Annotated in this window: 15 protein-coding genes; 4 read left to right on the forward strand and 11 right to left on the reverse strand. The window is 70.5% G+C overall.

Features of this window, described 5'->3' with window-relative positions; genetic code table 11:
* The first annotated feature begins 16 nt into the window (after positions 1–16).
* Complete coding sequence (locus ABD143_RS11585) at positions 17–373, forward strand: VOC family protein (RefSeq protein ID WP_343975571.1); 357 nt, start codon at positions 17–19, stop codon at positions 371–373.
* On the opposite strand, the gene ABD143_RS11590 is transcribed toward ABD143_RS11585, so the two are convergent.
* The 6 genes from ABD143_RS11590 to ABD143_RS11615 form a co-directional block, all read right to left on the reverse strand.
* Positions 367–750: a VOC family protein gene (locus ABD143_RS11590; protein ID WP_343975573.1), complete on the reverse strand. Its 384-nt coding sequence runs from the start codon at positions 748–750 to the stop codon at positions 367–369. The two genes, ABD143_RS11585 and ABD143_RS11590, sit on opposite strands and share 7 nt — an antisense overlap.
* Positions 751–784: 34 nt before the next feature.
* Complete coding sequence (prcA, locus tag ABD143_RS11595; protein ID WP_343975576.1) at positions 785–1,600, reverse strand: proteasome subunit alpha; 816 nt, start codon at positions 1,598–1,600, stop codon at positions 785–787.
* A 46-nt stretch (positions 1,601–1,646) separates the two neighbouring features.
* A complete protein-coding gene (gene prcB, locus ABD143_RS11600) occupies positions 1,647–2,531 on the reverse strand; it encodes a proteasome subunit beta (RefSeq protein WP_343975579.1) in 885 nt (294 codons plus the stop codon).
* Positions 2,532–2,686: 155 nt separating this feature from the next.
* Complete coding sequence (locus tag ABD143_RS11605; protein WP_343975582.1) at positions 2,687–2,884, reverse strand: ubiquitin-like protein Pup; 198 nt, start codon at positions 2,882–2,884, stop codon at positions 2,687–2,689.
* A gap of 130 nt (positions 2,885–3,014) precedes the next feature.
* Positions 3,015–4,514 carry a depupylase/deamidase Dop gene (gene dop / locus ABD143_RS11610; protein ID WP_343977311.1) on the reverse strand — a complete coding sequence of 500 codons (1,500 nt, stop codon included), beginning with the start codon at positions 4,512–4,514 and terminating at the stop codon, positions 3,015–3,017.
* A gap of 138 nt (positions 4,515–4,652) precedes the next feature.
* Positions 4,653–4,979, reverse strand: coding sequence for a hypothetical protein (locus tag ABD143_RS11615; protein WP_343975585.1), 327 nt, complete (start codon positions 4,977–4,979; stop codon positions 4,653–4,655).
* Between the two features lie 57 nt (positions 4,980–5,036).
* Between ABD143_RS11615 and ABD143_RS11620 the strand changes: the two genes are divergently transcribed.
* Complete coding sequence (locus ABD143_RS11620; protein ID WP_343975588.1) at positions 5,037–5,585, forward strand: NUDIX domain-containing protein; 549 nt, start codon at positions 5,037–5,039, stop codon at positions 5,583–5,585.
* Here ABD143_RS11620 and lpdA read toward each other — a convergent pair.
* The 3 genes from lpdA to ABD143_RS11635 form a co-directional block, all read right to left on the reverse strand.
* Complete coding sequence (gene lpdA, locus ABD143_RS11625) at positions 5,575–6,984, reverse strand: dihydrolipoyl dehydrogenase (protein WP_343975591.1); 1,410 nt, start codon at positions 6,982–6,984, stop codon at positions 5,575–5,577. The two genes, ABD143_RS11620 and lpdA, sit on opposite strands and share 11 nt — an antisense overlap.
* 41 nt (positions 6,985–7,025) lie before the next feature.
* A complete protein-coding gene (locus ABD143_RS11630; RefSeq protein WP_343975594.1) occupies positions 7,026–8,213 on the reverse strand; it encodes an esterase-like activity of phytase family protein in 1,188 nt (395 codons plus the stop codon).
* A gap of 68 nt (positions 8,214–8,281) precedes the next feature.
* Positions 8,282–8,773, reverse strand: coding sequence for a MarR family winged helix-turn-helix transcriptional regulator (locus tag ABD143_RS11635; RefSeq protein WP_343975597.1), 492 nt, complete (start codon positions 8,771–8,773; stop codon positions 8,282–8,284).
* A gap of 121 nt (positions 8,774–8,894) precedes the next feature.
* Here ABD143_RS11635 and ABD143_RS11640 point away from each other — a divergent pair, with 121 nt between their 5' ends.
* A complete protein-coding gene (locus tag ABD143_RS11640; RefSeq protein ID WP_343975600.1) occupies positions 8,895–9,458 on the forward strand; it encodes a YceI family protein in 564 nt (187 codons plus the stop codon).
* 148 nt (positions 9,459–9,606) lie between these two features.
* Entirely contained in the window at positions 9,607–10,344 is a 738-nt protein-coding gene (locus ABD143_RS11645; protein ID WP_343975603.1) for a DUF6597 domain-containing transcriptional factor, read from the forward strand.
* Here the strand turns inward: ABD143_RS11645 and ABD143_RS11650 are convergent.
* Both ABD143_RS11650 and arc read right to left on the reverse strand, forming a co-directional pair.
* The gene (locus tag ABD143_RS11650; RefSeq protein ID WP_343975606.1) at positions 10,281–10,682 is read right to left on the reverse strand and encodes a VOC family protein; all 402 of its coding nucleotides are present in this window, start codon (positions 10,680–10,682) and stop codon (positions 10,281–10,283) included. The genes ABD143_RS11645 and ABD143_RS11650 overlap by 64 nt on opposite strands.
* A 219-nt stretch (positions 10,683–10,901) precedes the next feature.
* Positions 10,902–12,716, reverse strand: coding sequence for a proteasome ATPase (gene arc / locus ABD143_RS11655; protein ID WP_343975609.1), 1,815 nt, complete (start codon positions 12,714–12,716; stop codon positions 10,902–10,904).
* Between the last annotated feature and the right edge of the window lie 69 nt (positions 12,717–12,785).

Genomic DNA, 12,785 nt, shown 5'->3' on the forward strand with positions numbered 1-12,785 from the left:
GTGCTAAACAGGACCCGTGCGCGTCACCGGGCTCGACCACATCGTCCTCGTCACGCCCGACCCGGAGCGACTCATCGGCTGGTACCGGGAGGTGCTCGGGCTCCAGACGGAGCGGCTGGAGCAGTGGCGGGCCGGGGAGGTGCCGTTCGCGTCCCTGCGGGTCGACGCCGGCACCATCATCGACGTGCTCCAGGGCGAGCGCACCGGCGCCAACGTCGACCACATCGCCCTCGTCGTCGACGCGGACCTCGACGCGCTCGCCGCGGACCACGGCGTGGCCGCGCCGAAGGAGCTCTTCGGCGCACGCGGCACCGGCCGGGGCATCTACCTGCGTGACCCCGACGGCACCGGTGTGGAGCTGCGGGCCTACTGACCGCCGCTGCCGTACGGCCGGGTGATCACCTCCAGGTTGTGACCCTCCGGCGAGTCGAAGTACAGCCCGCGCCCGCCGTCGTGCGTGTTGGATCCCGGCTTCTGGTGGCCGGGGTCGGCGTAGGTCGGGACGCCGCGCTCGCGCAGGCGCGCCGACACCACGTCGAACTCGTCCTCCGAGATCAGGAACGCGTAGTGCTGCACGCCGACCTCGCCGTCGACGTCCATGAAGTCGAGGCTCACGCCGTTCTGCAACTCCACGACCGCGAACGGCCCGAAGGACGTGGGCGAGGGCAGGCCGAGGACGTCGGCGACGAACCGCGCCCCGGCCTGCTTGTCGTGGGAGTTGACAATGGTGTGGTTCAGCTCGATGCCCATGGGCACCAGGGTGCTTCCTGAACCTCGGTTCAAGTCAAGAGGATTGCTGGTCGTCGTTCACCGCGCCGCCACCCGCCGGGGTGTCGTCGCCGCCGAGCGCATCCGCGCCGGGGGGTGCGTCGACCGAGCGGTTCTCCTGCGGCAGCAGCTGGCGCAGCGCAGCCCCGGTGATCCGGCGGAACGTGCGGCGCGCCCGGGCGCGGTCGAGCACGGCCACCTCCAGCGCGCTGACGCCGAGCACCCGCGGCTGCTGGGCCGCCCCATTGGCGCCCGCGCCACTCGCCGCGGCCTCGAGACCCTCCACCGCCACGGCGACGGCCTCGGCCAGCTCCAGACCCGGACGGTAGGTGTCCTTGAGCTTGGCGCTGATCGGGTCGGTGGTGCCTCCCATCACGACGAACTGCGGCTCGTCGGTGATGGAGCCGTCGTAGGTGATGCGGTAGAGCTGGTCGCCCTCGGGGGTGGCGCCTACCTCGGCGAGGCACAGCTCCACCTCGTAGGGCTTCTGCTGCTCGACGAACGAGGTGCCCAGCAGCTGCGCGTAGGCGTTGGCCAGCCAGCGGCCGGTGACGTCGCGGCGGTCGTAGGAGTAGCCGCGCAGGTCGGCGATCCGGATGCCGCCGGTGCGCAGGTTGTCGAACTCGTTGTAGCGGCCCACCGCGGCGAACCCGATGCGGTCGTAGATCTCCGAGACCTTGTGCAGCGCCGTGGACCGGTTCTCGGCCACGAACAGCACACCGCCGGTGTAGGTGAGCACGACGACGCTGCGGCCGCGGGCGATGCCCTTGCGCGCCAGCTCGGACCGGTCGCGTAGCAGCTGGTCGACCGACGAGTAGAACGGCATCGTCACGGGAGGAACTCCTGGGGGGTCGAGAGGGAGCGGAGCACGGGGAGCCTCATCCCCCGGGGTTCTCGATGCGGCCGGCCACGACGTCGCGGGTGAGCGCCTCGATCTCCTCCTCGGGGCGCTTCACCGCACCGTCGACGCCGGTGATGCTGATGACCACCGGGAAGAGGCGGCGGGTGAGGTCGGGACCACCGGTCGCGGTGTCATCGTCGGCGGCGTCGTAGAGCGACTCGAGGGCCGTACGGATCGCGGTGGAGAGGTCGGCGGCGGGATCATGGCGCTTCTTCAGCGCGGACCGGGCGTACACCGAACCGGAGCCCACGGAGTGGTAGCCGAGGTGCTCGTCGTAGCGGCCGCCGACGGGGTCGTAGGTGACGATGCGGCCGGCCTGGGCCGCGTCGGCGGCGTCCGTGTCGTAGCCGACGAACAGGGGGACGACCACGAAGCCCTGCAGCGCGGCGCCCAGGTTCGCCTGAACCATCCCGGCGAGCTTGTTGGCCTTGCCGTCGAAGGACAGCGGCACGCCCTCGGTCTTCTCGTAGTGCTCCAGGTCGACGCTGAACAGCCGGACCATCTGCAGCGCGATGCCCGCCGTGCCCGCGATGCCGACGGCCGAGTGCGAGTCGGTGACGAAGACCTTCTCCATGTCGCGCTGGGCGATGACGTTGCCGCTGGTGGCGCGGCGGTCACCGGCGATCACCACGCCGTCGGCGAACTTCAGCGCGACGATGGTGGTGCCGTGCGGGGCGTCCAGCTCCGCGGCCAGCCCCCCGCCGCCGACCCCCACCCGCGGGGCGAGGCCCTCCGGCACGCGGCCGGGCAGCAGGTGGGGGGCAGTGGCGGTGACGAAGTCGGTGAACGACGACTGGCCGGGCGCGAGATACGCGCCTAGGCCAGGAGGCGTGCCGAGCGACGGGCGCTCAGGGAACGACATGGTCAGATGCGTGCCTCTCTCCCGTGCCGGCGCGCAGGATCGTGCCGGGCAGTGCTGGTACTGCTCTGGATCAATTACTGCGCTGGTATTGCGTGGTGCGACTGACGTAACGCAGATCACGTGGTGCAGGTGACGCAGGGCCAGGAGCCGGTCGGCTACTCGCCGCCCTTCTGGACGTAGGCCCGGACGAAGTCCTCGGCGTTCTCCTCGAGCACGTCGTCGATCTCGTCGAGGATCGTGTCGACGTCCTCGCCGAGCTTCTCACGACGCTCCTGGCCCGCCGCCGCCGCGTCGGTGGCGTCATCGTCGTCGCCGCCGCCTCCGCCCTGGCGCTTGGTCTGCTCCTGCGACATGGGTGTCTCCTATTCACGCCTGCCCGGTGGCGTACGTGTCGATACCACCGGGTCCGGTAGCTGAACACTACCCAGCCGATCGGCGACACGCCCGTGATTCCGGTTGTCGTGATCCGCGCGTCACCAGGCCCTAGCCCCGGGTGAGGGCCTCGACGAGCTCCTCCGCAGTGCGCGAGTTGTCGATCAACTCACCGACGTGCCGGCGGGTGCCGCGCAGGGGCTCCAGGGTGGGGATCCGGACGAGGGACTCGCGGCCGAGGTCGAAGATGACCGAGTCCCACGACGCCGCGGCGACCTCCGCGGGGTAGCGCTCGAGGCAGCGACCCCGGAAGTAGGCGCGGGTGTCCTCCGGCGGGGCGTGCATCGCCGCGACGACGTCCTCCTCGGCCACCAGCCGCTTCATCGACCCACGCGCGACGAGCCGGTTGTACAGGCCCTTGCCCATCCGGACGTCGGTGTACTGCAGGTCGACCAGCGCGAGCCGCCCAGAGTTCCACGCGAGCCCGTCGCGCTCGCGGTAGCCCTCCAGCAGCCGCAGCTTCGCCGTCCAGTCGAGCCGGTCGGCCGTGCTCATGGGGTCGCGGGCGAGGTCGTCGAGCACCTCGGCCCACAGCTGGAGCACCTCGGTCGTGGCGTCGTCGACGTCGGCGCCCATCGTGTTCTCGACGTGCTTCTGCGCCTTCTCCAGGTACGCACGCTGGACGTCGACGGCGGTCATCTTCCGGCCGTCGGCCAGGTCGACGAGCGTCTTGAGCGAGGGGTCGTGGCTGATCCGGTGCACCGAGCGGACGGGCTCGGCGAGGCGCAGCTCGTCGAACCGCACGCCCTTCTCGATCATGTCGAGCACGAGCGCCGTGGCGCCCGCCTTGAGCAGCGTGGAGTACTCGCTCATGTTCGCGTCGCCGATGATGACGTGCAGGCGGCGGTACTTGTCGGCGTCGGCGTGCGGCTCGTCGCGGGTGTTGATGATCCCGCGTTTGAGGGTGGTCTCCAGCCCGACCTCGACCTCGATGTAGTCGCTGCGCTGGGAGAGCTGGTAGCCGGCCTCGTCGCCGGTGGCGCCGATCCCCACCCGGCCCGCGCCGCACACGACCTGGCGCGTGACGAAGAACGGGGTCAGCCCGGCCACGATCGAGGGGAACGTGGTGGAACGGGCCATCAGGTAGTTCTCGTGCGAGCCGTAGCTCGCGCCCTTGCCGTCGACGTTGTTCTTGTAGAGCTGGATGCGGGGGGCGCCGGGCACGGTGGCCGACCGCATCGCCGCCTCCTCCATCACCCGCTCGCCCGCCTTGTCCCAGATCACGACGTCGCGGGGCGTGGTGACCTCGGGCGTCGAGAACTCGGGGTGCGCGTGGTCGACGTAGAGGCGGGCGCCGTTGGTGAGGATGACGTTGGCGGCGCCGAGGTCATCGAGCTCGGACTCGGCGGGGTTGTGCATGGTGGGCGTCGACAGGTCGAACCCGCGCGCGTCCCGCAGCGGCGACTCCACCTCGTAGTCCCAGCGGGCGCGGCGCGACCGCGGGATGTCGGCTGCGGCCGCGTAGGCCAGCACAACCTGCGTGGAGGTGATGACCGGGTTGGCCGTGGGGTCGCCGGGGACCGAGATCCCGTACTCGACCTCCGTGCCCATGATCCTTCGGGCTGTCACGGGCCCACCTGCTGCGTGCACATGGTGGTGAGACTAGTCGGCGCATGCCCGTGAATGAGGGCGCGCGGTCGCCGACGGGCGTGGACGAGCCGGTTTCGCTGTACGACGATGCGCGCCGGATCACTGAGATGGCGTTCCGACCCGCTTCTCGACCACACCCGGCACCCCGGCCGGGTACTGGTCGCGGGTGTCCCACCATTCCTCGAGGTTCGCCCGCAGGATGAGCGCAGCGTGATCGAGCGGCATCCGCGTGAGGTCACCCTCCGTCGTCGCGAAGCTCAGCTCCCAGCGCTCGGCCTCGGCGCCCGGCCGACCGGCGTCCAGCACGACGACCAGGTGATCACCGTCGTCATGGATGCTTCGCACCGTCATCACCGGTCGGGCCGGAGTCGGATCGCCGACCGGCTTCTGAACGGCCTCGCGGAGCTCGTCAAGCGTCCAACCCATGAGTGGCGATCCTCCCTGTTGCGCTGACCCCACCCCGGGCGGGCGCATCATAAGCGCGTGCAGGCGGACGAACCCGTGGCCCACTACGACGCCGACGCCAACCCGATCGGGGTGGTGCAGCGCAGCGTCGCCTACCGCGACGGACTGTGGCACGCCAGCACCGCGGTGCTCGTGCGCAGTGGGGGGACGGCAGCCGGCGGAGCCGGCGGGGTGGGTAAGCACAGCGACGGGGAACGGGTTTACCTACACCGGCGCAGCCCGGAGAAAATGATCTTTCCAGGGCTGTACGACTGCTGGGCAGGCGGCGTGCTCGGGCCCGGTGAGAACCCCGGCGAGGCCGCCGAGCGCGAGCTGGCCGAGGAGCTGGGGGTGGTTGGCGCGCCGCTGCGCCCACTGGGCCGCCACCCCTACGACGACGGCCGCTACCGCTACCACGTGTTCGGCTACGAGGTCCGCTGGGACGGCCCGGTGCGCCACCAGCCCGAGGAGGTCGTCTGGGGGGACTGGGTGACGGTCGACGAGCTGCGCGCCGTGCTGGCCGACCCGCGGCGCTGGCCGTTCGTCCCCGACGGCAGGGAGCTGGCGGGCATCTGGATCAAAAGTTGATCATGTGGCCGGTCAGGCCGTGGAACGCCTCCTGCAGCGCCTCGGAGAGCGTCGGGTGCGCGTGCACGTTGCGGGCCAGCTCGTACGCGGTGAGGTCCCACTTCTGCGCCAGCGTCAGCTCCGGCAACAGCTCCGTGACCTCGGCGCCGATGAGGTGCCCGCCCAGCAGCTCGCCGTAGGTGTCGTCGGCCACGAGCTTGACGAACCCGGTGGGCTCGGCGAGGCCCTGCGCCTTGCCGTTGGCCGTGAACGGGAACTGCGCCACCTTGACCTTCCAGCCCTTCTCGGGGGCCAGCTCACGCGCCTGGGCCTCGGTGTAGCCGAAGCTCGCGACCTGCGGGCTGCAGAACGTGGCCCGCGGCATCATCACGTAGTCCAGCGGCATGGTCTCGGCACCCGCGATCGTCTCGGCGGCGACCACCCCCTGGGCCTCGCCGACGTGGGCGAGCATGAGCTTCGCGGTGACGTCGCCGATCGCGTAGACGTGCGCGACGTTGGTGCGCATGTAGTCGTCGACGGCGATGGCGCCGCGCTCGGTGAGCTCGACGCCGGTGTTCTCCAGGCCGAAGCCCTCCACACGCGGGGTGAAGCCGATGGCCTGCAGCACCTTGTCGGCGTGGAGCTCGCGGGTCTGCCCGTCCTTGCCGGTGACGGTGACGGTGACCTGGTCGCCGGAGTCGTCGATCGCCTCGACGCGGGTGGAGGTGAGCACCTCGATGCCGTACTTGCGGTACCGCTTGGCGAGCTCCTTGGACACGTCGGCGTCCTCCAGGGGGAGCATCCGGTCCAGGAACTCGACGATCGTCACCTCGACGCCGTAGTTGCGCAGCACGAACGCGAACTCGACGCCGATGGCCCCCGCGCCGGCGATGATGATGCTGCGCGGTAGCTCGCGGGTGAGGATCTGCTCCTCGTAGGTCACCACCCGCTCGGACAGCCGCGTGCCGGGCAGCAGTCGGGTGGCGGCTCCTGTGGCGATGATCACGTCGTCGAACGTGAGCCGCTCGGTGCCGCCGTCCGTGAGCGCCACGTCGATCGTGTGCGCGTCGACGAACGACCCTCGGCCCTGCACCTCCCTGATCTTGTTCTTCTTCATCAGGAAATGCACGCCCTTGACGCGGCCGTCGGCCACCGAACGGCTGCGGTCGAACGCGGCACCGAAGTCGAAACTGACCTCACCGGAGATGCCGAACGTCTTGGCCTCGGCCGTGAACAGGTGCGCAAGCTCGGCGTTGCGCAGCAACGCCTTGGACGGGATGCACCCCACGTTGAGGCACACCCCGCCCCAGTACTTCTCCTCCACCACCGCGACGCTGCGGCCGAGCTGGGCCGCGCGGATCGCCGCCACGTATCCACCGGGACCCGCTCCAAGGACCACGACATCGACATGAGAAGCCATGCCTGAGACTCTATGCGGCGCGCTCAGGAGCCGACCCGGCGTCAGCGCACGGCGAGCGCCACGAACTGCGTCACCTGGGTGGCGGAGAAGTTGTCGTCGCTGACGAGCACGAGGGCGCGCGAGCCGTCACGGCGCTCCGGTCCCCACGCCATGCCCTCGATGTTGTCGACCGACTTCACGGGCAGGTCGGCGACGTCGACCAGGAGGTGCTTGCGCACCGGCCGGGCGTCGGCGATCGGCGTGCCCTTGGCGAGGTTCGTGGCGCCCGCGGTGCTCACCTCGTAGATCCGCACCTTGTTGCCGACGCCCGCGACGAACGAGCGCTCCATCACGAGGAAGCGGGTCGGGTCATTGTCGCCGACGGCGAGGATCGCGCTGACCCCGGTGCTGGCCGAGCCACCTGCCGGCACCGGGTCGGCGAACACCGGTTCCTGCGGGTAGGCGTACTGCGCGCGGACCTCACCCGTGTGCTTCTGCACCACGATCCGCGACAACGCGCCAGTCGTGCGGGTGGCGGGCGGTCCGTCCTGGAGCAGCGGCCCCTCGAGGGCGGTGACGACGAGCGCGCCTCGGGCAGCGAACGTCAGACCTTCGGGACCGAGGTTCTGGCGGATGCCCCGCTGCCCGGCGTCGGGCCGCTGCTCGGCCGGCACGGGTAGCTCGGAGACGAACCGGCCGTCGCGCTCGGCGAACCGGACGGTCGGGTCGATCAGCGTGGGCGGCGTGCCGTCCGTCGGGACGATCCGGTCGCCCTCCTGGATCCAGACCAGGCGCCCGCTGATCGGGTCGACGCGGATGTCCTCGGGGTCGACGGTCGTGCCGTCGCCGCCCTCCAAGGCAGGGTAGGTCGAGCCGTCCGGCCGCTGGAACGGCGCCGTACCGGTCAGCTCGACGCCGGACAGGGCGCCGTCCGGACCCTCGAACTTCAGGTCGGCGCTGTAGAAGCGAGCGGGCTGCAGGGCCGAGCGGTCGTCGCTGACGATGAACCAGGTGCCGCTGCGGCGGTCGCGGTCGAGGCCGGAGAACCCGCCGACCGTGGTGCCCTGGAACTGCATGGCATTGGGAAGGCGCTGCTCGCCGAGGAAGCCTGCGACCTGGAGCTGCCGACCGCCCTGGGCGGACGGGCCGGGTTCCGCGGCGGCCATGCCGGCGCCGACAGTGAGGGACACGGCGCCGAGAGTGACGACGAGGCCGAGCGCTGCGGGGAGCGAGCGGGAGCGAGTGATCATGGCGCGATCCGACCCGGTCGTGGCGTACGGGCGGTAGCGTCGAGGTGGCCGGGAGATGGCGGGCTCGGCTACCTCCGGCCGCCCGCGTCGGCCGTCGGGTCGTCGACGGCAGGCCACACCGGCTTGTCGGACATCTTGGCGACCATGGCGTCTGCCGCCTCGCGGAGCGCGGCCTGCTGCTGCGGGGTCAGCGCGTCGAAGAGGTAGCAGCGCACGGTCTCCACGTGGCCGGGCGCCGCCGACGCCAGGTACTCCAGTCCCGCGTTGGTGAGCTGCGCGAGCGCACCCCTGCGGTCGTCGGGGGCCGGGCGGCGGCGCACCCAGCCCGACTCCTCGAGCCGCGCCACCGCATGGGAGATCCGGCTCCGCGAGGACAGCGACGTCGATGCCAGCTGACTCATGCGCAGCGTGTGGTCGGGAGCCTCGGACAGCCGGACGAGGATCTCGTAGTAGGCGTGCGGGAGCCCGGAGTCCTGCTGGAGCTGCCGCTCGACCTGGTCGAAGAACAGCCGCGTCGCCGTCAGGAAGCTGCGCCAGACGTGCCGCTCCTCCTCGTTCAACCAGCGAGGGCCCGCGGATCCACTAGTGTCGCTCACCACACCTCCGGAATACTTGAGCGCTCATTTGCCTTCAAGCATCACACGGAAAACATGAGCGCTCAATGAGTTTGCGGAGGCCCCTATGACCACAGTAGTGAGCACTCAGGTCCCCGGCTACGTCGCCGGGACCTGGGACATCGACCCGGTGCACTCCGATGTCTCCTTCACGGTCCGGCACATGATGGTGAGCAAGGTACGCGGTCGGTTCGCGACGTTCTCGGGCGAGATCATCACCGGTGCCGACGTGGCGAAGTCCACGGTCAACGCGACGATCGAGGCCGGCTCCATCCAGACGGGCAACGACCAGCGCGACGGCCACATCCGCAGCGCCGACTTCTTCGACGTGGAGAACCATCCCCTCTGGACGTTCCGCTCCACCGGCGTCCGCGTCGACGGCGACCAGACCGCGGTCGACGGCGAGCTGACGATCAAGGGGGTGACGCGCAGCGTTCCGCTGGCCGTGGAGCTGAACGGCTTCGGCCCCGACGCCTACGGCGGCACGCGGGCCGGCTTCACCGTCACCACGACGATCGACCGCAACGACTTCGGTGTCGACATCAAGATGCCGATGGACGGCGGAGGCGTGGTCGTCAGCGACAAGGTGCAGATCACCCTCGAGATCGAGGCCGTGCTGCGCCAGTCGTGACCAGGCGCGGGGCCCTGACGCGTGCCAGGCCGACAAGTGCCAGGCCGGCAAGTACTGCGGGGTGGCCTTACTGACGTTGAACGTCAGCGGGGCCACCCCGCTGACGTTTCGGGGTGCTGAAGGTCCGGGGCGCGCTACCGTGCCGGGTGTGTCCTACCGCGAGGCACCGCCACCCTCCCCGCTGCGCGGCGAGGTCGAGTGCGCGTGGACGTCGGAGGTCAGCGCTGCCCAGGTGCGAGACGTCCTGCCGGACGGCTGCATGGACCTCGTCTGGACCAGTACCGGCCTCCTGGTGGCAGGCCCGGACACCGCACCGCACGCGGCACGCCTGGATCCAGGCGTCCCGAGCGCCGGGCTGCGGTTCGCACCGGGCCGGCTCCCGGCGCTTCTCGGCGTCCCGGCGGCTGCGGTGCGCGACCAGCGTGTCCCGCTCGCCGAGCTACGCCCGGCCCTCGCCCGCCGCGCCACCGCGCGACTGGAGCACGGAGCCGATCCGGTGGCGGTGCTCGCCGGCATCACTGCCGCGCTCCCGGGACACCCGGCCGAGGCCGGGTTGCGAGCCGTCGTCGCCCGGCTCGACGCGGGCGGCTCGGTGGCAGACACCGCCGACAGGCTCGGCTGGACCGCCCGCTCCCTGCATCGCCGCTGCCTGACCGCCTTCGGCTATGGGCCGGCCGTGCTGCGGCGGGTGCTGCGCTTCCGCCGGGCCGCGGGCCTCCTGTACGCCGATGTGCCGATCGCCGAGGTCGCCGCCGTGGCCGGGTACGCCGACCAGCCGCACCTCTCCCGCGAGGTGCGGGCTTTCGCCGGGGTGGCGCCCAGTCAGCTCGCGAGCGGGGCGAAGAGGTCCACGCCGTTGCCGTCCGGGTCGTTCACGACCGCGTAGCGCTGGCCCCAGAAGGCGTCGAAGGGCGCCATCTCGCCGTGGTGCCCTGCGGCGGTCAGCTCGGCGTAGGCCGCGTCCACGGCGGCAGCGTCGGGCAGGACGAACGCGAGGCCGATCCGTCCGGCGCCAGGCACCGGACGCCAGTCCGGGTTGACGGAGCGGACGGTCTCCTCGGTGTCGAACATTAGGCGCAGCCCGCCGGTGAGCGTCACCTCCACGTGCGGCTGACCGTCAGCGTCGGCGGGGATCTGCAGGCCAAGGGCCCGGTAGAACGCGAGCGCCTTCGCCATGTCGGAGGCCACGATCCCGACCGCGTCCATCCGTGCGTTGATCGTCATGCGCGCGACCCTACGCAGCGCAGGGGCGCCGGGTCGTGAACGGATCGGACGCGGGATCAGCTCGGCCCGACGTAGCTCCAGCGCCCGTCCGCTCCGGACCGTTCAGGGACTCCGCGTGCTCTCGTCGTTCCCGGATCTCACCGACCACCGCCGCCGGACACCGACGAACGGGCCGCTCCTCGCAGTGGTTGCGACGAGCGGCCCGTTCGGGAGAAGGGCTTACAGGTACTGGCCCGTGTTCGACGCAGTGTCGATCGCGCGGCCCGTCTCGGCGTTCTTGCCGGTGACGAGGGTGCGGATGTACACGATCCGCTCCCCCTTCTTGCCGGAGATGCGCGCCCAGTCGTCGGGGTTGGTGGTGTTGGGGAGGTCCTCGTTCTCGGCGAACTCGTCGACGATGGCGTCCAGCAGGTGCTGCACGCGCAGACCCGGCTGGCCGGTCTCCAGCACCGACTTGATGGCCGACTTCTTGGAGCGGTCGACGATGTTCTGGATCATGGCGCCGGAGTTGAAGTCCTTGAAGTACAAGGTCTCCTTGTCACCGTTGGCGTAGGTGACCTCCAGGAACCGGTTCTCCTCGGTCTCGTCGTACATCCGCTCGACCACACGCTGGATCATCGCGTCGATGCAGGCCTTGCGGTTGCCGCCGAACTCGGCGATGTCGTCGGTGTGGATCGGGAGCGTCTCGGTGAGGTACTTGGAGAAGATGTCCTGGGCCGCCTCGGCGTCCGGCCGCTCGATCTTGATCTTCACGTCGAGCCGGCCCGGCCGCAGGATCGCGGGGTCGATCATGTCCTCGCGGTTGGAGGCGCCGATCACGATGACGTTCTCCAGGCCCTCGACACCGTCAATCTCCGCAAGGAGCTGCGGAACGATCGTGGTCTCGACGTCGGAGGACACGCCAGAGCCGCGGGTGCGGAAGATCGAGTCCATCTCGTCGAAGAACACGATCACTGGGGTGCCGGCCGACGCCTTCTCCCGGGCGCGCTGGAAGATCAGCCGGATGTGGCGCTCGGTCTCGCCGACGAACTTGTTGAGGAGCTCGGGGCCCTTGATGTTGAGGAAGAACGCCCTGCCCTCGTCGGGGTTGTCGCCGCGGACGGCCGCGACCTTCTTCGCGAGCGAGTTGGCCACCGCCTTGGCGATGAGCGTCTTGCCGCAGCCGGGAGGGCCGTAGAGCAGCACGCCCTTCGGCGGGCGCAGCTCGTACTCCTTGAACAGCTCGGCGTGCAGGAACGGCAGCTCCACGGCGTCGCGGATCTGTTCGATCTGCCGGAACAGGCCACCGATGTCGGAGTAGTCGACGTCGGGCACCTCCTCCAGCACGAGGTCCTCGACCTCGGCCTTCGGCACGCGCTCGTACGCGTAGCCGGCCTTGGTGTCGACCAGCAGCGAGTCGCCCGGCTTGAGCGCCACGGCGTCGGGGTTGTCCGGGCCGGGGATCAGCGGCGCGGCTAGCCACACCACCCGCTCCTCGTCGGCGTGCCCGACGACGAGCGCACGACCGGCCAGGCCGTCCTCGGTGGGTTCGGAGAGCACCTCGCGCAGCCCGCAGACCTCGCCGATGCGTTCGTAGTCGCCTGCCTCGACGACCGTGAGCGCCTCGTTGAGCCGCACCGTCTGCCCGCTGTGCAGCTCTGCCGTCTCGACGGCAGGCGACACCGCGACGCGCATGCGGCGCCCTGATGTGAACACGTCGACCGTCTCGTCCGGGAACCGCGCGAGGAAGACGCCGTAGCCGCTTGGTGGCTGCGCCAGCCGGTCGACCTCCTCGCGGAGGGCCACGAGCTGGCCGCGGGCCTCCTTGAGAGTCTCGGTGAGCTTCTCGTTGCGAGCGGACAACTGCGCCAGCCTGCTGGCCGACTCAGCGAGCCGCTGCTCCAGGACACGCGCATGCCGGGGAGACTCTGTGAGCTTCCGGCGGAGCAGTGCCACCTCCTCCTCGAGGAAGCGGATCTGCGCGGCGGCCTCAGCGGGGCTGAGTTCGCCCCGATCACCTGGTTCACGCCTGCCGGGACCGTCGTAGGGGTTCACGGCATCCTCCCTCCGTGTTCCGTTTCCATACGGTACCTGCGATCGTGGGTATTTAGCCCTGCGGCGAAC

It is taken from the genome of Pseudonocardia aurantiaca (assembly GCF_039526725.1).
In the GTDB taxonomy this organism is placed as follows: Bacteria; Actinomycetota; Actinomycetes; order Mycobacteriales; family Pseudonocardiaceae; genus Pseudonocardia; species Pseudonocardia aurantiaca.